This window comes from Kitasatospora sp. NPDC054939 (genome assembly GCF_053610105.1).
The window spans coordinates 12,528-31,422 of record NZ_JBSGXP010000103.1 but is presented as its reverse complement, the minus strand read 5'-3'; the positions used below and the strand labels follow the sequence as shown (position 1 = coordinate 31,422).

Genomic DNA, 18,895 nt, shown 5'->3' with positions numbered 1-18,895 from the left:
GAGGGTGCGGACGAGTACGTCTCCGACGGCGTGCAGCGCGCCCTTGGTCGCCCGCCGCGGACCTTCGCCGAATTCGCCGAGTCCACTGCTGCCGGGAGCGGTTGGCCAGCCTGACCGCCCCACAGAAGCCGGCGCGACCGGGCAGAATCCGCAGTCGCCCGAGGCCGCCACGGCCTTGGGCGGCTGCGGCCCTCGCCGCCGGAACATCTCACGCAGGGGCTGGCAGTGGGACGGCGCGATGCGCTGGGCCTTGAGGACGTGAGGGGAGCGGCGCCGCTGCCCCTCGGCCTGCGCGTGGTCGGCACGGTGCTGTCCGCGTCCCGGCCGCCTGCTGAGGGGTACGGCGGTTCGCCGCCCCGGGGGCACGGCCGGAGGCCGTCCGTCCTCCCGAAGGGGAGGGCGGACGGCCTGCGGGTGTGACGGGTCGGCCCGCCGGACCGGGACCGGAGTCGGAACCGGTCTTGGTGTCGGTCAGACCGTCTCGTAGAGGGTCCCGGAGCAGACGTCCGGGGCCCACGAGATGTCGACACAGAGCTTCCAGCGCAAGGGCAGGCCGTCGCCCGCGATGTAGTAGTCGCGCCACGAGCCGTTGCCGTTGTAGTTCACGATCCGGGACTGCTTCTGGCCGTTGACCCAGTACTCGATGAAGACGCTGTTCCCGTCGGCCTTGGAGTCCTGGAGGCCGAACATGTTCTTGTTCGGGTCGTAGTAGGCGAAGGCGCCGCCTCCCGGGGTAGAGATGGACGAGGCCGAGGCCGGAGCGGCCAGGGCGAAGACGGCGGCGCCGGCCATCACCGCGGACAGTGCGAGCTTGTGCGTCCTGCGCATTGCGGTTCCCCTTGTCGTTCGGACCGTCGATCGACGTCGTGCGGACATGTGGTGCTGATGCGTACTGCTGGGACGTGGTGCCGATGCGTGGTGCTGCCGGCGCGTACCGGCCGGCGCAGGGACAGGTCGCCGGCCGGAGCCTTGTTCGGGCGTCGCGTCCTCCGCCGCCGCGGACGGGCGTGTGGAGGAGCAGCCGGCTCCTGAAGTGTGCCGACGGCGGTGGTGCCCGGTCGTTAGCGGACAGCGCAGGTTCTGTTGTCGCCGCGTGCAGCGGCGGCATCGAGCGCCGCGCGTCGGTACTCGCTCGGCGGCATGCCGTACGCGGCCCGGAAGGCGCGGGAGAAGTCCGCGGCGGAGGCGAAGCCGTACCGGGCCGCGACGGCCCTGATCGGCAGCGTGCGCTGGAGCGGGTCGGCGAGGTCGGCGCGGCAGTGCTCCAGGCGCCGGCGCCTGATCCGGGCCGCGACGCCCTCCCCGCGCTGCTGGAACAGCAGGTGCAGGGAGCGCACCGAGATGTGGTGCCGGGCGGCGACGGTCGGCGGGGTCAGCCCGGAGTCGGAGAGGTGGTGGTCGATGAACGTGTCGATGCGGGCCAGCAGCGCCTGGCGCCGGCTCTCCACCGGGAGGCGCTCCTGGGTGCCGAGGCGGTGGGCGAGGAAGGCGGCGGCGAGGTCCCACGCGGTGCGGCCCAGCCGTTCGGCGTCGGCGCGGTCCAGGGTGGGCGCCTCCCGGAGCACGCTCCTGAGGTAGCGGGCGAGGATCGCGCCCATGCCCGAGCGGGCGGGCATGGCCTGGGCGAGGAGCCGGTCCACCCGCGTGGCGGGCAGCGGGAGTGTGGCGCGCGGCAGGTGCAGGATGATGGCGCGGGACTGGTCGTTCCCGCTCAGCCCCCGGCCGTCGAACGGGTGCGAGGTCTCCCACAGCACCAGGTCGCCGGCCCGTATCCGGGTCTCGTTGCGGGCCTGGGAGATCCACATCTCGCTGCCCATGATCAGGGCGAGCTCGTAGACCTCGGGGTCCGAGCGCCGGATCAGCGCGGGTGTCCGGGTCGAGCGCAGTGGCGGGAAGGACAGCGCGCTCAGCTGCACCGGTCCCAGGTCCACCGCCCCGGCGGCGGCGTGGAAGTCGGTGACGTGGTCGGTACTGATCCGGGTCGGTGCCACATCACGGCTGATCAGGTCGCACCACCACTCGAACCGGTGTTCCGCCGGTACGTCCCTGCTGTGCAGGGTGATCACGTCCATGGCCTACTCCCCTCCTGCGGGGGCACCCGACCGGAACCGCTCCGACCCCGGCCGCCACGTCGGGCGCCGGCCGGGGTGGCGCACCGTGCCCCCGACGGTGCGCCGATCCGCTAACGAACGTGGACACCTCAAAGTTGACGGTGGCGATCTGTGTCGGGGGCGGCGGAGAGGCGGCCCGCCCCGGAACGTGAGCGGCACCGGCAGGGCCACACAGGGTCCTGCCGGTGCCGGGCCGGGGGCGGCGCGGGTCAGCCCCAGATGCCGACGAGCGAGTCCAGCGGAGCGCGGTCGGCCAGGCTCTCCGGCGCCGCGAGGGTGTCGGCGTCGTGCATCTCGGGGTCGAAGCGCAGGTGGGTGCGTTCCTCCAGCTCGGTGATGGTGACCTGGAAGGTCCGGAACTCGTCGAGGTCGAGCGCCTCGATCTGCTCGAGGCTCTGGGTCAGCAGGAAGGCCTTGGCCCGCAGGTCGCCCTGCTCCGAGTAGACGATCACCTTCCAGTACTCGCGGGGGATCCGGACACCACGGAACAGGCGGTCGTCGTCCTGGAAGACCGGACCGCCGAAGACACTGATCCGCAGGTCGTCGACGTTCACCTCCTCGAACACGGCGTCCTCCAGGCGGCCCCAGAGCCCGTTCCTGGTGCTCTGGTTGAAGTCGTCCATCTGCGGCGTGATGTTGGTGTAGAAGAACGAGTCGCTGTTGGCCTTCCTGGCCTCGGCCGGGTTGCCCCAGATCACGTCCGCCCGGCGGGCGATGTGTCCGCGGTCCAGCCGGTTGATGCGTCCGTTCTTGTTCCGGTACAGCTCGTTGTCGACCTGGTGCTCGGATGGGACCTTGGGATCCAGCTTGAACTGTGCGCGGTCGAGCTGCCTGAGCGTGCCGCCGTCGACGTTCCAGGCGACCCAGAACGCGAACCGCCGGGAGACGCTCTGCGCGAGGGAGAAGTGGGTGTGGTGGATGACCTCGGAGCCGTCCACCCGCACGGCGTCGTTCTCGATCTTCGGGTGGAGCTCGGGGGTCTGGATCCGCCGCATCAGGAATCCCGGGTCGTACCCTTCGCCCAGCGCCTCCAGGGCCGCGGGCGGGGGCGGTGTGAGACCGATCTCCAACTTCGCGAAGACCGGGCCCGGCGGGCAGGCCAGCGCGAACTCGTCCCGGTTCCCGTCGCCCTCGCCGCCGAAGTGGAGGCCCGCGAGCACGTCGGTCGGCGTCCCGTCGGCCTCGGTGAACATCCAGACCGCGCCCGAGTCACCGCGCTGGCTGATCTCGCCGTCCGGGGGCGGGAAGTCGGGGTCGACGCCGATCTCGAAGCAGCCGATCCGCTGCGGACCGACCGTGCCGCCGTAGTTGATCTTGGACAGGACGTCGATCCGCCGGACCACGCCGTGGGTCACGCCGGTGGTCCGGCCGCTCTTGACCACCTTGTCCCCGAGGGCCGGTACGCCGAGCCGCGTGGGCACGACGCCCAGGCCGAGGATCGCGGGGTCGAAGCGGCGCCCGCTGAGGGAGGCCACCGCGCAGTCGCCGTCCGTGCCCACGTGGGAGCGGGCCAGCGTGCCGATGCGGTTCTGGAGGACCCGGTTGTCGTCGCGGCAGCCGGGCTGGACGCACTCGTCCCCGACCAGGCCGATCGGCGTGTGCAGGACGTGCCAGTTGCTCAGCACGTAGGGCGTGCCGTCCCTGCGGTCGTAGACGATGCAGCCGATGGTGCCGGCGCTGCCGAGCGTGCCGACCGCGATCCGGATGTTGCCGACGCTCGCGCCGGGAACGACCGGGTCGAGGCGCTTCTTGCGGTCCGGGGGCTCGGCCTCGCCCTCGGCCAGCACCTCGTACTGCGGGGCGTACGAGCGCTCGACGACCTGGGTCGGCACCTCGATGCCGTCGACGATGACGGACTCGGGCAACGGCTCCGTCCCCAGCGCGTCCAGGCTCTCCAGCTCCGCCTTCCGGTCGACGGTGAACTGGAGCCCGAGCCGGCCCTCCCCCGCGTCGTTCGTCAGGTAACCGATCCCGACGGACGAGACGTTCGGATCCTCAAGGTAGGCCGCCCCGTTGGCTCGGATGTACGCCCGGAGCGACTCGATGAGCTTCTCTTCCTGTGCCTGCTGCACCGACCTGGGCGGCCGGTAGCCGTTCTTCTTCGACATGTCCTCTTGACCCCGTTCCGTGTCCCTGTTCCCTCGCTCCGCCTGTTCCCTCGCTCCGCCTGTTCCCTCGCTCCGCCGACCGGCCGTTGACTGCTTCAGTCTGGTCCGTGACGCGGAAGCCACGACAGGGTGGAACTGCCCACTCCCGCCTGGGTAGTCCGGCCCCGGCCGGCCACCCGGCCAGCCGGGCTCCGCGGCGCTCCGGGTGCGGGGCGGACCGGAACGGCGAAGACTGGTGCCGAGAGGCCGTGGACGTCCGGGGTCTGCCATGAGCACCGAAGCGAGACGGGTAGCCGTCGTCAGTGACTGCCCGCTGTTATGCCGGGGCCTGGTCGAGATGATCGACTCCGCGCCGGGCCTCGCCCTGACCGTCTGCGCGCAGGACGCCGACGCGGCCGAGGCCGCGCTGGAACCCGGCGACGTCGTCCTGCTGGACCTCCAGATCCAGCCCGCGCTGCTCTCCGCCGTGGTCGGCCGGCTCGCCGGCCGGGGCGCGGCGGTGCTCGTCCTGTGCACCGGCCCCCTGGGCGACATCGCCCAGGTGATGCGGGCCGGTGCGCGCGGCTGCCTCAGCCGGCAGGCGGGCGAGCCCGAAGTCCTGGCCGCGGTCGGCCTGGTGGCCGCCGGCTGCGCCTACGTCTCCGCCGCCCTGGCCGTGCCCTCCTACCAGGAGGACTGCTCCTGCCACCTGACCGACCGCGAGAGCCAGGTCCTGGAGCTGGTAGCCGGCGGCGAGACCGACCACGGCATCGCCGAGCGCCTCGGGATCAGCGAGCACACGGTGCACTCGCACCTCGACCGGCTGCGCGACAAGATCGGCTCGCGGCGGCGCGCCGACCTGACCAGGTTCGCCATCACCCACGACATCGCACCGCGCCCCCGGACCGGACGACCGGACAGGTAGCGGCCTCCCCCCGTCCGGCTGGATCCGCCATCTCCTCCAGATGGGCGCCGCCGCCGAGCTCATGGCGGTCGTCGCCCCGAGCCACCCCGGACGCGACCGCTGACCGACCTCCCGGACGGACGCGGTCCCGGGGGACGTCATGACCGGGCCGTGGGCGTCCGGGCCCTTATAACGGACCCTTATGACAACAGCATTGACGTGTGGCGGCACCGCCGGTTTCATGGCTCGCACTTCTCCCCCACCCCCACACCCCCACGAGCGAGGCGGTGATCCGTTGGCATCGACGGTGAAGTCCACGGGCAGCGGTTCGAGACCGGACACGAACACGTCCCCCGTCGCCATGCGTCGGTCCCTCGGCCTACTGGACGGAGCGGCGATCGCCGCCTCCAGCACGGCGGCCACCAGCAGTATCGGCATCGGCCTCGGCCTGATGGCCGGAATCGTCGGCCTGCACCTCCCCGCGATCATGCTGCTGGCCTTCCTGCCGGTGCTCGCGATCGCGGTCGGCTACGGGCGGCTCAACGCGGCGGAGCCGGACGCCGGCAGCAGCTACCACTGGGTGGGCCGCCTGCTCAGCCCCTGGCTGGGTTTCCTCACCGGCTGGCTGAACACGGTCGGCACGGTGGTCTTCATGGCCTACACCACGACGGTCACCGGCTCGTCGATCATCCAGCTCCTCGACCTGGCCCACGTCCGCAGCGTCGCGGGCCTGCGCCTGGACGCGGACTCGACCGTCCAGTGCACCCTCCTCGGCCTGCTCGTCCTGATCGGTGCCGCCCTGGTCGCGGTCCGCGGGCTCGCCATGGCCGCCCGGCTGCAGAAGGCCCTGCTGGTGTTCGAGTACGCGGTGCTGCTCGGCTTCTGCGGATACGGTCTGTTCGCCGGCGACCGGCCGTTCTCCCTCCAGTGGTACAACCCCTTCGACATCCCGTCCTTCGACGCCCTCGCGCAGGGCATGGTGCTGGCGGTGTTCTGCTACTGGGGCTTCGAGTCGGTGTTCAGCGTCGGCGAGGAGGTGCGCGACCCCCGCGACGCCTCCCGCGGCGGCCTGCTCGCCCTGGTCGTGATGATGCTGATGTTCCTGCTCGCCGGCACGGCCTTCCAGCGGGTCCTGCCGCCCGAGGAACTGGCCGACAACGGCGCGCACGGGCTCACCTACTTCGGCGCGCAACTCGCCCAGCAGCCGCTGGCCGCACTCCCGTTGATCGCGCTGATGTTCTCCGCGGCGGCGTCGCTGCAGTCCTCGGTGATCCCGACCGCCCGCGGGATGTACGCGATGGGGCGCGACGGCGTGCTCGGGCCGGTCTGGACCCGGCTGCACCCCCGGCACCTCACGCCCGCCGCCGGCACCGTGCTGATCACCGGCATCGCGGTGGCCCTGGCGCTCGCCTCCATGGTCATCCCGACCGTCAACGACCTGATCTCGGCCGCCGTCAACGCGATCGGCATCGTCGTCGCGCTCTACTACGCGCTGACGGCCGTCGCCGCCGCCGTCCGGTTCCGCCACCTCCTGCGCACCGACCTGCTCGCGGGGCTGCGCGCGGTGGTCGGCCCGCTGCTCGGCGCGGCGGCGCTGCTCGCCGTCGGCGGCTACCTCGCCTGGACGTTCTACGACTCCGCCGACCATTTCGAACTGACCGCCGACAACGGGTGGTTCGCGCTGTCCGTGCCGGTGCTGATGATCGTCTCCGGGCTGCCGGCGGCGGCCTGGGCCCGCTGGCGGCGGCGCTCGCCGTACTTCCTCCGCGACACGCCCTGACCTACCTGCACCCTTCGCACAACGCACCCTCGCACAACGCACCCTTTGCACAACGCACCGAGAGAACGGAGCACCACCCATGACCGTGGCCGACCTGGTCTTCACCCGCGGCCCCGTGCACACCGGCGATGCCGCCCGCACCCGGGCGACCGGCCTGGCCGTGACCGGCGAGCGGATCACCGCCGTCGGCCACGACGAGGTCCGGGAGCTGATCGGGCCGCGGACGGAGGTCGTCGACCTCACCGGCAGGCTGCTGCTGCCTGGCTTCCAGGACGCGCACGTCCACGCCGTCTACGGCGGCGTCGAGTCGGCGCTCTGCGACCTCACCGGTACCGTCGGCGTCGCCGACTACCTGGAGCGGATCCGCGCCTACGCCGAGGCCAACCCCGGCCGGGTGTGGATCACCGGCAGCGGCTGGTCGCTGGAGAGCTTCGAGGGCGGGCTGCCGACCCGTCAGCTGCTCGACGCCGTCGTCCCCGACCGCCCGGTGTACCTCACCAACCGCGACCACCACGGCGCCTGGGCCAACACCCGGGCCCTGGAGCTCGCCGGGGTCACCCGGAACACCCCGGACCCGGCCGACGGGCGGATCGAGCGCGAGGCCGACGGCACCCCGAGCGGCGTGCTGCAGGAGGGCGCCACCGCGCTGGTCGCCCGGCTGGTGCCGTCGGCCACCGCCGCGGAGCGCCTGGACGGCCTGCTGCGGGCGCAGCGGCTGCTGCACTCGCTCGGCATCACCGGCTGGCAGGACGCGCTGCTCGGCGTGTTCAACGGCCAGCCGGACCCGTCCGACGCCTACCTGGCCGCCGCCCGCTCCGGGGCGCTGACCGCCCGGGTGACCGGCGCGCTCTGGTGGGACCGCGACCGGGGTGCCGAGCAGATCCCCGAACTGGTGCGGCGGCGGGAGGGGTTGAGCCACGGGCGGTTCCGGGCCGGCTCGGTGAAGATCATGCAGGACGGCATCGCGGAGAACTTCACCGCCGCGATGACCAGCCCGTACCTGGACGGCTGCGGCTGCGCCACCGCCAACTCCGGCCTCAGCTTCGTCGATCCGAAGGCCCTGTGCGGGTACGTCACCGAGCTGGACGCGCTCGGCTTCCAGGTGCACTTCCACGCCCTGGGCGACCGGGCCGTCCGCGAGGCGCTGGACGCCGTCGAGGCCGCCCGCGCCGCCAACGGACACCGCGGCACCAGGCACCACCTCGCCCATCTCCAGGTGGTCCACCCGGACGACCTGACCCGCTTCGCGCGGCTGGGCGCGATCGCCAACATCCAACCGCTGTGGGCCGCCCACGAGCCGCAGATGGACGAGCTGACCATCCCCTTCCTCGGCCCCGAGCGCGCCGCCCGGCAGTACCCGTTCGGCGCGCTCCAGCGCGCGGGCGCCACCCTGGCGGCCGGCAGCGACTGGCCGGTGAGCAGCCCGGACCCGATCGCCGGCCTGCACGTGGCCGTCAACCGGATGGAGCCGGAGGCCACCGACGGCCGGGTCTTCCTCCCCGAGCAGCGCCTCGACCTGGCCTCCGCCATCGCCGCGTACACGGCCGGGTCCGCCCACGTGAACGGCCACGACGACGCCGGCGTCCTCGCCCCCGGCAACCTGGCGGACCTCGTCGTCCTCGACCGCGACATCCTCACCGCCCCCGCCGGGGAGATCGCCCACGCCCGGGTCCTGCGCACCTACGTGGGCGGCGAGCTGGTCCACACGGCGGACTGACCGGACGCGCCCGCGCCGGCACGTGACGGCCCCCGGCACCTCGGCGGTGTTCACCGCTCCGAGGCGCCGGGGCCCTCACGTTCCCGGGGGCCGTCGCGTTCCCGGGTGCCGTCGCGTTCCCGGGTGCCGTCGCGGTCCTGCCGTCAGCTGTCGAACCCGAGGCCGAAGCGGTCCAGGGCGCGCAGCCAGAGGTTGCGCCGCCCGGCGCCGGCGTCGGCGCGGGTGAGCGCCCACAGGGTGATCCCGATGCCGATCGAGCGGGCCGGTCCGGGCGGGAACGGCAGCGGCTTGCAGCGGACCATCTCCAGCCCGGTGCGCTCGGTGCGCCGGCCCGCGAGCAGGTCGAGCATCACCTCGGCGCCGAAGCGGGTCGCGCCGACTCCCTGCCCGTGGTTCCCCGGCCCCCTGGGCCGCCGTTCAGGACCCGGCGGCCAGACGTGCCTCGGCGGCGTCGAGGAGGAGTTCGAGAGCGTAGGGGTATCCGCTGCGGCGCATGTCGGTGGTGAGGAGGTGGGCGGTGGCGGCGATGTGCGGGTTGGTGGCGGCGTCGAGCCGGGCGTAGGAGGCGTGCCAGACCCGGAGGTCCGCCTGCGCGGCGGCGGCGGGCAGGGCGAGGGCGGCGGCGTCGAGGGCCGCGAAGCCGAGGCTCTGGTCGACGAAGGCGTGGTAGATCCGCACCGCCTCGGGGTCGGGGAAGCCCGCGGTGCGCAGGACGCCGAGGATGGCCTCGACGGCGGCGATCTCGTGGGTGCGCCCGGTCGTGCGGTGGGCGGCCAGCAGGGCGGCCTGCGGGTGGGCCTGGTAGGCGGCGTGGATGCGCAGGCCGATGGCGCGCAGGTCGGCCCGCCAGTCGCCGGTGGCCCGCCAGCCGGCCTGGGCGCGGCCGATGAGCTCGTCGGCGATGGCGAGCAGCAGGTCGTCGGTGCTGCGGAAGTAGCGGTAGACGGCGCTGGGGTCGGCGCCGAGCGCGGCTCCGAGGCGCCGCACGGTGAGCGCTTCGGCGCCGTGCTGGCCGATCAGCCGGAGCGCGGTGTCGACGATCAGCGACGCGGAGAGGACGACGCCCTGCTTGGTGGGCCGCCGGCGCCGACGTTCCGGCTCGGGGACAACGCGTTCACTCATGCCCGCAGACTAGGTCAACCCGGTTGACGTAGGACAGGGGTGGCGGCGCGGCGCTTCCGGGGCAGGAGGGCGGGCATGCAGGCTTGCGGGCGCGGGAGGGGGCGCGCTCCGCACCGCTCAGCGGCGGCGACGCCGGGCGCGGGCGTCCGTACCGGCGCCGCTCGCCCGGATCCGCGCTGCCCACGGGGCGTGGGTACGGGCCGCCCCGGCCGCCCGCTCGCGCGGCCCGCCCCGGGTCGGCACCCGGACCGCGGCGGCCGGAAGCCCGAGCGCTTCCACCACCGTCAGGCAGAGCAGCGGCGGCGTTTCCGCCGGGTTGACGGCGCGGCTCACCCGCTCCGCCGGCTCCCGCACCAGCTGGTACGGGTGGGCCCGCTCACCCGTAGTAGTACCGGCTCGACGAGGTTACGGTGGGTGCAGGCCCGCCGCAGGACCGGTCAGCCCCGAAAGACCTGCCACGTCGTCGACGAAGCGTCCTCACGAGTCGCCCAGTGATCGAGCGGAAGCCCTCGGGCAGGGAGACCCGTAGGGACAGCAGGCGCCGAGACCGATCCAGTGCGAGGTGGGCCTCGCAACCTGCCAGCAGGTCCGGGAACTCCAGGACCCTGTGGACGGGCACGACGTCGAACAGGTAGTCCTCGAAGAGGATCCGGGCCCGGGTCACAAGTCGTCGGGAGGGCGGGGGCCACGGGGGCGCCGGTCGTCGGCGCGGCAGTACCGGGCGACGGCGCTTTCACGATTGGCCTGCACGGCTCTGCGCACCAGCGCCCGCAGGCGCGCGACATGCGGCCGGGCCCACGAGCGCACCACGCAGTCCGCCCGGTCGTCCAGCCGGACCACCACGGCGACAACAGCGCGAAGGACACCCACCACCACGATCACGAAACGGTCGCCCAGGACCACGATCTTCTTCACCACAGGACGGCTTCTGAACACAGGGGACCAACGGCCGGAACCGGCAACGGGTAGCGGATGTCACGCGGCATCCGACCTGCAACACGCCCTCCACCGCGCCCGCAAGCCGGTGGCGCGCCCCCCGCAGCTCCCGCCACGGGATGCGGGGAGTCGACCGCCGGGTCGGCTGCGGGCCGCAACTGACAGGCCGTCGAAGTTCACGGCCGGGAGCAGCAGGCGGAGCAGGCGCGGGAGCAGCGACCGGCCACCGGGGATCCGCTGCGGTCCCCGAGGGGAACCCGGACGACGGCCGACGTCGATGCCCGGGGCCCGTACCTACAGGCCGGACTGCTCGGCCGGGAAGGCGGTGAGGCGGGCGAGGACGGATGCGGGTTGGCCGATCTCGACGAAGTCGACGGGACGCTCCAGCCGGTACGTGTCGCCGCGGGGCGGGAACCGGCCGAGGTCGGCCACCAGGACCAGGGGGGTCCTGGCGAACAGGACGACCGGAACGTCCTCGGCGATCACCGTGATGAAGCCCGGCATCACCTGCCGGTGCTCGTACCTCGGCGGGAACTGCCGGGTGAGCTTCAGCAGGCTGCGTGGATCCGCGTCGGCAGCGTTCTGGTCGAGGGTGATGGTGCCCTTCTCGCTCTCGGCGGTCACCCTGAAGTCGGCGATCCGCAGGCGGACGCTGTTGACCGGGTCGTCGGGGTCGGCCTCGACGTGGTGCCGGAGGCCGCCGCGGAAGTCGACGTTCAGGGTCTGGTCCTGGTACTCGACGGTGCAGTTCAGGGCCAGCAGGGAGCAGGGGATCTCGTCGCCGATCGACGGAAGCGCGGACACGGGGCTCCTCAGGGCCGTCCGGATGGGACGTGCACATCCAAGTCGCGGCCCGGTCCCGTCCCGGGGCATTCGCCCGGCGGTGGGCGCGCCCGCCGGGGCGGTGACCCGGAACCGGCGCGGGGCCGTCAGCCGGTGACCGGGTCGAGCTGGAGGTAGTCCAGGTTCCAGTTCTGGGGGGCGTCCGACGGCAGGCTCACCTTGATCGTGTGGCGGCCCGCGGTCAGCTGCTGGGTGATGCCGCTCGCCTGGAGGTCCATCTTGGCGTGGCCGGTCGTGTTGCGGACCGCCACCCGGCCGCTGTCGGGGCCCGCGTCGAAGGCGGCCGTGTAGGTGCCGGCGGGTGAGTAGGTGGAGGAGACGCGGGCCGAGAGCGCGTACGTGCCGGTGACGGGTACGTCCACCTCGTAGGAGAGCCACTCGCCGCCGCGCAGGTGGGAGACGCGGACGTTGCCGTCGGCGTCCGCGATGTCGACGCCCTCACCGGGGCGCAGCGTGAGGCCGCCCTGGTTGTCGGATTCGTCGTCGTGGTAGCCGGTGCCCTCGCCGGGGCGGAAGTCCTCGGCCTGCACGCGCACGCTGCCGGCGGGGAGCGGATCGCCCTGGCCGGTGCGCAGCCACGCTTCCAGCCTCTCCACGTCGTCGGTCTGGACGATGGTGGTGCCGTAGCTGCGGACCAGTGCCTCCCAGCCGTGCAGCGGGTCGATGAGGGAGGCCTCGTCCGTCATCCGGTCCGCCTGGCCGTTCCACATGGTGTTGATCCATATCCGGCTGCGGCGCGCCAGGGCGTCGAGGAACGGTTTGCGGGCGACGGCGTCCGCGATGTCGTCGAACTCGACCTCGTAGGCGACGGGCTGGTCGGTGCCGAACTCGGCGACGGCGGCCAGGTTTCCGTCCGTGATCTTGTGCATGTAGACGGCGCCGGGGTGGGTGGCGAGGAAGTCCTTCACCTCGGCGACCGGGGCCTCGCTCTTGTAGATGCCGTTGCGCACGGTGCCGGTCCTCGCCAGGACGTCCCATATCTCCGCGCGGATCGGCCAGCCCTTGTCGAGGTTGACGAGGCCGCGGTCCTCGGCGAGGGCCATGGCCTCCTCCAGCGTGGGGACGCGCTCGTCCGTGACGGCCGCCTGGGCTCCGCCGAGGCCCTCCCTGAGGCGGAGGTCCCTGATCTGGGCGAGCGTCAGGTCGGCGACCCGGCCCTTCCCGTCGGTGGTCCGGTCCACGGTGGGGTCGTGGATCAGGACGGGCACGTTGTCCCTGGTGAGCCGGATGTCGACCTCGGCGATCTCGGCGCCCTGGTCGAAGGCGGCCCGGATCGCGGGCAGTGAGTTCTCGGGGGCGTGGCGCCACTGCCCGCGGTGCGCGGCGGTGAGGATCTTGGCGTCGCGGCCGTGGTCGAGCAGGTCGCGGTGGGCGCGTTCGGCCGGGGTGTCGCCGCCGGATCCGGGGCCTCCGAAGGCGTACGGGGGGCGCTCCTGGGTGCCGGTCTGAGCGGGCGTCGGGCCGGCGCCCGCTCCGCTGCCCGTACCGTTGAGGCGGGCGCCGACGAGGAGGCCGGTCAGGGTGAGGGCGAGGGCGGTCGCCAGGAGGGCACCGCGGTGCGGGGGTGAGGTCGGCATGGCCCGGAACGTAGGGGTCGGGGGGTCAGGCTCCGGTCCGTGTGCGACCGGTGCCGCTCGGTTCGCGAACGCGAGCATCCAGGAGCGTACCGCTGAGGGCGGGCCCCCGTGCCGCCACCCCTCGTCTCCTGCTCGCCGGCTCCCGGCCGGGGCGCCCGAAGGTGCTCCGAGCCATGTCCGGCTACCTCCGGTGATGGTTCCGATACCGCCCATCATGTTCTATGGAGCCTGCAAGGCAACGTGCCGCAAGCGAGTGCTTACGGCACGGAATTCTCTGGGACGGGGCTGCCGGTCAGGCAGTGCCGGGCGCGAGCCGGTTTCGAGCGAAGGCCCCGAATGCGCTGTTGGGGTCGTAGAGGGTCGAGTGCATGGCGCCGGCCGCCAGGGCCTGGGCTCCGGTCGCCGCGTAGCCGACCCCGAAGTCGGCGAGCAGCGTGTTGACGAGCCATCCGCCGGCGGCGGTGCCGGCCATGGTGGCGAGGCTGCCGATGATGTCGGTGGCGAGCTTTCCGAACCCCAGGTCTTCGGCGACCGCCCTGGCGCCGTGGCCGAAGATGGCTCCGGTGACCGCGCCCGCCGGGGCGGAGAGGGGGGTGCTCTGTCCTACGCACATGAGTGCTCCAGAGGAATGGTTTGCGTTGCCCGCTGACAATCCCCGCAATGCGGGTTCGCCCAGGTCCGGGCGACAGGTGATCTCGGGTGGCGGTGCTGTCCGCCGGCCGAGCCAGACGGTGGAGATTCGCGGGTGACGCATCCCCTCCGAGGAATCAGGAGGTACTTCAATTGGTAGCAGAGAAACGGGCATTTGTGTAGACAGGTCATGCTTCCCTTGCCGGCTGATGCCTGAGCCGCGGCGCCCGGCGTCCCGACGCCCCGGCAGGCTGGTCGTGCCTTCAGCGAACCTCGCCCTCCGATCGGGCGAACCCCCACCCCACGCGCTGTCACTTCCGATAGCGGTACGGCTACGACCGGCTCGTGATCGAGGACCTGCCGGCCTGGTCCCTGCCCGCCGTCGCGCTCCAGGTGATCGGGCGCCCGGGCGGTGCCACGTGGTCACGTCAGTCCGATTGTTCGAGCATGCGCTGGATGGTGTCCCGGACCGAGTCGTCCGTCTCGCGCTCCAGATGCCCTCCGAGGGCCTCCCGCCGCCGGGCAGGCAGCCCCCGTCCCGGCGGTGTGGTGGTCGTCATGAGGATGGCAGCGAGGGTGCGCATGGCAGGCACCGGATCGGCCGGCGCCGTGGCCAGCAGGTCTCGACCGTGGTCTCCCTGCGCTGCGAGGGCACGGAGGATCGATTCCCTCACGGACGGGTGGGCCTCCGCGGCCAGCGCCCGCAGCAGCGTACAGGGAAGGGTGGCGCTCGGGCCCGGGTGGGTGACGAACGTGTAGGCGGCGGCTCGCCGCCTCGCCGGGAGCTCGTCGCCCAGGAGTGTTGCGAGGAGCTGGTCCTCGTCACCGGCCATCTGGTCGGCGAACCAGGTGAGGTCCCGATGTCCCGTCAGGACGAAGTCGAGCCACCGCTCATACCAGGAAAGGAAGTCGGCATCGGCGTGGAACCGAGGGGCGAAGAAGCCCTCGGCGTTGACCTCCACCAGGCGCCCGCGTCCGGGTCCCGTGACGACCAGCAGCGTGAAGTCGCTGCAGCCCCGGTGGACGACCGCGATCGTGCCGGGGAATCCTGCGCAGTCGCCCCGGCCGTCGGAACCTGCGGGGAGGTCCATGTCCGGGACGGTCCGGAACGACTCGGCAGGCTGTCCGACGCCACCGCGCCCGAGCCACCGCTCCATGGGCAACAGCCCGTACGTGGGGCCGTATCCGCCGTGCCCGACTCGGGTGAGGAACTGCCGGAACTCCTCGGGCAGTCGGATGCCATGGGCGTCCTCGAAGTCCGAGATCTGCGTCTCGGTGAGCACGGGGCCCAGTGCGGCCTTCTCCGTGCTCGGTAGTACGGCGAGCTTGGCTCGGATCCGGGTGATCCTGGCGTCCACCGGTGCTTCTTCTGACGTCGGAAGGCGGTTCGAGCCGCGATCATAGCCCACGCCGGGCAGCCGGACTGTCGTCTCGGTCGGCATCGACCAGGGCAGCACGGCGCCGAAGCCGGCGGGCCGGCGGGCCGGCGGGCCGGCGCCGGAGTTCGTCGCGGTGGCCGTCGTCGGTGACGGACTCTCGGTGCAACCGCCACCGCCACCGCCTTCCGGCCGGTTCGCTACACGCCGCCCCTGCTACCGGAGTCACGGCCGTTGTCGCCCGGCGCGGCGATGACGCCCGGGACGTCGGCGCGGGCGACGTCGAGTTTGCGCAGGACCTTGTGGACGTGCTGTTCGACGGTCCGCGGGGACAGGAAGAGTGCTTGGGCGATCTCCTTGTTGGTCGCGCCGCGGGCCAGGTACTGGGCCACCTGGTGTTCGCGCGGCGACAGTTCGTTGCCGTAGCCGGCCCGCCCGCGCGGCTGGGGTCGGATCGCGCCCAGCCGGCGCAGGGCGTGCGTGCAGCGACCTGCGTCCCACTGGGCGCGAAGGCCCTCGTAGGTGCCGAGGGCCCGGTGGAGGAGGTCGACGGCCCGGTCGGGTGAGGCGTCGGACAGCGCGTCGGCGCAGTCCTCCATCGCCAGGGCCGTGTCGTAGGGGCGTGCGATGTCCTGGCGCGCGGTGAGCGCACGCTCGAAGTGGGCGCTACGGGCGGTGCCGGCGGCGAGGAGCCCTCGTGCCGTGTGGAGGGCGGCGTGGGCCGCGGGTGTGTCGCAGTCCGCGGTGGCCTTCTCGGCGCTCGCCGCGACGTCGCGCGCCGTGCCGGTGTCGCCGAGCACCAAGGCGGTGCGGACGACGACCGGGATCAGCGGATGGCCCGCGGCCCAGTGGTCGGTGGCCCGCATCTGGGCCAGCGGGCGCTCCAGCAGTGCCCAGGCGGCCTCGGGGTCGTCCTGGGTGAGGCGGACCCTGGCGATCCACGCCGCGGCCTCCCACAGCATGTGCCGACCGCTGCCGCTGCGCACGATGTCGGTCAGCGACTCCAGGCCCTGCGCGAGGTCGCCGCGCGCCACGGCGGTGGCCCCGGCGATCAGCCTGGCCTCCCACTGCACGGTGACGAGGTCGGGGTAGTCGGCGCGCAGGGCGTCCTGCTCGGCCTGCGCCTCGTCCCAGCGCCCCTGCCGCCACGAGGTGTGGATCAGCGTGCCGCGGGCGTACCCGGTCAGGATGTCCGACTCCAGCCGCAGTCCCAGCCGGCGCGCCTCCTCGGCCAGGCGCCGGGCCCGGTCGTCGTGGCCCAGGAGCGCAGCGGCCTCGCCGCCGTTGTAGAGGCCGCGGGCGGTCTCGAACAGGATCGGGTCGGGTCCCGCCCGGGCCAGCGCGTCGAGCTCGGCCCACACGCCCGGATCACCGCGCGAGGCCAGGCCGGACAGCTTGTTGACGGTGAAGGCGGCCCGGGCCGCCGCATCGCCGCTGCCGGCCAGCAGCCGCTCGGCACGCTCCAGCCACTGCCGCTGCTCCTGGGCGGGGGTGTCGTCCATCAGGGCCAGGGCCACCATCGCCCGCGACGCCTTCTCCGGCCGTTCCTCCCCCAGCTCCCCGATCGCCTGTTCCAGCTGCCGACGCCCGTCGGGGTCGTCGTCCTGGTTGACCATGAGCCGGCCGAGCGTGAGCCTGATCTCGCCGCGCACCGTCGCCGGCAGCTGCGGGTCGTGGAGGATGCGCTTGAGGAGCGCGCTGCTGCTCCGGTACTCGATCCGCGTCACCACCGCCTCGCTGAGCGCCACCGCCGCGCGGGCACGGTCGTCAGCGGCCAGGTTCGGGTGCCGGAGGATGTCGTTGAGGAGCACCACCGCAGTGCCGTCGTCCCTGACGGCCGCGGCCTGCTCGGCCGCCGCCTGCGCATACCGCAGCCACCCCGCCCCGTCGCCGGCCGCCCGCGCGTGGTGGGCCATCTTCACCAGCGGCGGCGACGGCTCCTCCCCCAGCACGCCGACGGCCCGGCGGTGCATCCCCGTGCGCACCGGCCCGGGGATGTCGTCGTAGACCGCCTGCTGGTACAGCACGTGGTGGAACCCGTACACCAGACCGGGGAACTCGCTCAGCACGCCCCTGCGCAGCACCTTCGTGAGCGCCGCCCGCGCATCGTCCCCGCCCAGGTCCGCCGTGCCGGCCAGGACCCGCTCGCCGGAGGGCACCTCCAGCACCGCCGCCGCCTCCACCACCGACCGCTCGGGTGCCGACAGCGTCGCCAGGCGGCCGACGACGACCTCCTGCAGCGCCCGGGGAACCCCGGCCCCTCGGAGCACGTGGACATCGGCCGCCGTAGGCACGGCGCCGTCCCCGCGGGCGTGGCCGCCACCCGGTCCCGCATCGGGACGGGAGCGGTCGAGGAGGGGACACCACCAGGCCCAGGCCCGTCGGCAGATCCCGGGCGAGCAGCAGGAGGCACTCACGGGTCGCCTCGTCCGCCCAGTGCACGTCCTCCACCACCAGGGTCGCCGCCCCCAGCTGCTCCAGCAGCGCCCTGATCGCCCGGACCACCGCATGGCGGCCCGCGGTCGGCGCCGTCCCCGCGGGCGGGGCGGGGAGCCACCGCTCCAGCTCCGGCAGCAGCGGGGCGAGCGGTGCCGCGACTGCGACCACCCCTCCGTCGGGAGGCAGGAGGGGCGCCGCACCGCGCAGCGCGTCGACCACCGGCCCGTAGGGCATCGGTTCACGCAGCGGATGGCACAGACCCGTCAGGACGTGCGCGCCTTCCGCCCTGAGGGCCCGGCCGGCCTCCAGGATCAGCCGCGACTTGCCGACACCCGCGTCGCCCTCGACCAGCACCACGGCAGGCGGGCGCCGCAGGGCCCCGAGCAGCAGCCGCAGCTCCTGCCCGCGGCCGACCATCACGGGAGGCCGGTATGGCCCGGCCCCGCGGGCGTCGTCCTGCGCCACCATGCTGAACTCCGTCGTCCCGGCCGGGCCGCTCCGCGACCGCACAGGCGGGCTCCACACCGACGACGTTACGATCCGCCACCCCGCCGTGCAGCGGATCCGGCGTCCCGGCCTCGCCCTCGCGGGTCCTGTGCGCGCAGCACGGCCCGCACCCGGCGGTGGGTCCTCATGCCACCGGTCCGGGCAGCGCCTCGTACACGGCTTGGCCGGCCGGCGCGTGCCCGAACCCGTACCGCCCCGGGCCGGCCTCCTGCAGCACCGCCGCGCCCGGGCGTGGACACCGCCGCAGCGGTGCCCTCGCCGGTTCACGCGCGGGCGGCCGAACACGTCGGTCCGCCGGCGAAGAACGCCGACGGACCGAGTGGGCAGGCTGGGCTAGACGAGGAACTTGGCGATCGCCGCCGCCTTGCGCTGCAGCTTCTCGGGGTTCACCGAGGCCAGCTCGGCGGCGATCTTGTCGGCGTGGCTCTTGAGCTGCTTCACCACGGTGGTGTCGGTGTCGCCGTCGCCCACCGTCCCCACCTCGGCGAGGCGCGCGGCCTGGACGCAGGTCTGGGTCTGCGGCTCCAGGATGGTCAGGAGGGCGTAGAACTTGGCGAGTTCCTCGGTGGTCATGATGGTCTCCCAGGGTTGCGAGGCGTGTACGAATCCTCACGCAAAGTATCCGACCGGGGCCGCTTCGTCGTGCAGACACTCTCGGAGTGTGTGCGCCGGAACCTGCTCTACACCGCGGTCACCCGCGGCCGGCGGACGGCCCTCCCTCAACCTGTGCGCCCTCCCGACGGTCGCACCCGGGCGGCGCCCCGCGTGGTGGGGGGGGGCGGGGGCGCCGACCCCCCAACCCAGGCAGACCAGCCCCACCAGGGAGGGGACCGGGGAAGAGGGGGTGGGGGAGGTGGGGGGGGGTT

The 18,895-nt window shown here is 73.3% G+C and carries 15 protein-coding genes and 2 pseudogenes; 3 read left to right on the top strand and 14 right to left on the bottom strand.

Annotation, left to right across the window (positions count from 1 at the left end; translation table 11 throughout):
* Positions 1 to 471: 471 nt before the first annotated feature.
* The 3 genes from ACWGB8_RS26045 to ACWGB8_RS26035 all read right to left on the bottom strand — a co-directional run bounded on the left by ACWGB8_RS26045 (position 472) and on the right by ACWGB8_RS26035 (position 4,219).
* Positions 472 to 828 (bottom strand): hypothetical protein, encoded by a 357-nt coding sequence (locus ACWGB8_RS26045; protein WP_452216018.1) that lies wholly within the window; start codon positions 826 to 828, stop codon positions 472 to 474.
* A 233-nt stretch (positions 829 to 1,061) separates the two neighbouring features.
* Positions 1,062 to 2,072, bottom strand: coding sequence for an AraC-like ligand-binding domain-containing protein (locus tag ACWGB8_RS26040; protein WP_452216017.1), 1,011 nt, complete (start codon positions 2,070 to 2,072; stop codon positions 1,062 to 1,064).
* 248 nt (positions 2,073 to 2,320) lie between these two features.
* A complete protein-coding gene (locus tag ACWGB8_RS26035; protein WP_452216016.1) occupies positions 2,321 to 4,219 on the bottom strand; it encodes a DNA/RNA non-specific endonuclease in 1,899 nt (632 codons plus the stop codon).
* 268 nt (positions 4,220 to 4,487) lie between these two features.
* On the opposite strand from ACWGB8_RS26035, the gene ACWGB8_RS26030 reads away from it, so the two are divergent.
* The 3 genes from ACWGB8_RS26030 (at position 4,488) to ACWGB8_RS26020 (ending at position 8,599) form a co-directional block, all read left to right on the top strand.
* Positions 4,488 to 5,123, top strand: a complete 636-nt coding sequence (locus ACWGB8_RS26030) for a LuxR C-terminal-related transcriptional regulator (protein WP_452216015.1) — start codon at positions 4,488 to 4,490, stop codon at positions 5,121 to 5,123.
* Between the two features lie 340 nt (positions 5,124 to 5,463).
* Positions 5,464 to 6,882 (top strand): APC family permease, encoded by a 1,419-nt coding sequence (locus ACWGB8_RS26025; RefSeq protein WP_452216014.1) that lies wholly within the window; start codon positions 5,464 to 5,466, stop codon positions 6,880 to 6,882.
* Between the two features lie 79 nt (positions 6,883 to 6,961).
* The gene (locus ACWGB8_RS26020; RefSeq protein ID WP_452216013.1) at positions 6,962 to 8,599 is read left to right on the top strand and encodes an amidohydrolase; all 1,638 of its coding nucleotides are present in this window, start codon (positions 6,962 to 6,964) and stop codon (positions 8,597 to 8,599) included.
* A gap of 143 nt (positions 8,600 to 8,742) precedes the next feature.
* Here ACWGB8_RS26020 and ACWGB8_RS26015 read toward each other — a convergent pair.
* The 11 genes and pseudogenes from ACWGB8_RS26015 to ACWGB8_RS25965 form a co-directional block, all read right to left on the bottom strand.
* Positions 8,743 to 8,997, bottom strand: a pseudogene (locus ACWGB8_RS26015) (FAD-dependent oxidoreductase); the annotation flags it as partial.
* Positions 8,998 to 9,016: 19 nt separating this feature from the next.
* Complete coding sequence (locus tag ACWGB8_RS26010; RefSeq protein WP_452216012.1) at positions 9,017 to 9,721, bottom strand: TetR/AcrR family transcriptional regulator; 705 nt, start codon at positions 9,719 to 9,721, stop codon at positions 9,017 to 9,019.
* Positions 9,722 to 9,838: 117 nt separating this feature from the next.
* Positions 9,839 to 10,054 (bottom strand): hypothetical protein, encoded by a 216-nt coding sequence (locus ACWGB8_RS26005; RefSeq protein ID WP_452216011.1) that lies wholly within the window; start codon positions 10,052 to 10,054, stop codon positions 9,839 to 9,841.
* A gap of 327 nt (positions 10,055 to 10,381) precedes the next feature.
* Positions 10,382 to 10,639, bottom strand: a complete 258-nt coding sequence (locus ACWGB8_RS26000) for a hypothetical protein (RefSeq protein ID WP_452216010.1) — start codon at positions 10,637 to 10,639, stop codon at positions 10,382 to 10,384.
* Positions 10,640 to 10,951: 312 nt separating this feature from the next.
* Positions 10,952 to 11,461 (bottom strand): hypothetical protein, encoded by a 510-nt coding sequence (locus ACWGB8_RS25995; RefSeq protein ID WP_452216009.1) that lies wholly within the window; start codon positions 11,459 to 11,461, stop codon positions 10,952 to 10,954.
* A 125-nt stretch (positions 11,462 to 11,586) separates the two neighbouring features.
* A complete protein-coding gene (locus ACWGB8_RS25990) occupies positions 11,587 to 13,077 on the bottom strand; it encodes a glycerophosphodiester phosphodiesterase family protein (RefSeq protein ID WP_452216008.1) in 1,491 nt (496 codons plus the stop codon).
* A 292-nt stretch (positions 13,078 to 13,369) separates the two neighbouring features.
* The gene (locus ACWGB8_RS25985; protein WP_452216007.1) at positions 13,370 to 13,690 is read right to left on the bottom strand and encodes a hypothetical protein; all 321 of its coding nucleotides are present in this window, start codon (positions 13,688 to 13,690) and stop codon (positions 13,370 to 13,372) included.
* Positions 13,691 to 14,135: 445 nt separating this feature from the next.
* Positions 14,136 to 15,065, bottom strand: coding sequence for an SMI1/KNR4 family protein (locus tag ACWGB8_RS25980; RefSeq protein ID WP_452216006.1), 930 nt, complete (start codon positions 15,063 to 15,065; stop codon positions 14,136 to 14,138).
* A 218-nt stretch (positions 15,066 to 15,283) separates the two neighbouring features.
* Entirely contained in the window at positions 15,284 to 17,353 is a 2,070-nt protein-coding gene (locus ACWGB8_RS25975; RefSeq protein WP_452216005.1) for a LuxR C-terminal-related transcriptional regulator, read from the bottom strand.
* A 103-nt stretch (positions 17,354 to 17,456) separates the two neighbouring features.
* Positions 17,457 to 17,939: pseudogene (locus ACWGB8_RS25970) on the bottom strand (AAA family ATPase); the annotation flags it as partial.
* 423 nt (positions 17,940 to 18,362) lie between these two features.
* Positions 18,363 to 18,602, bottom strand: coding sequence for a hypothetical protein (locus tag ACWGB8_RS25965; RefSeq protein WP_452216004.1), 240 nt, complete (start codon positions 18,600 to 18,602; stop codon positions 18,363 to 18,365).
* Between the last annotated feature and the right edge of the window lie 293 nt (positions 18,603 to 18,895).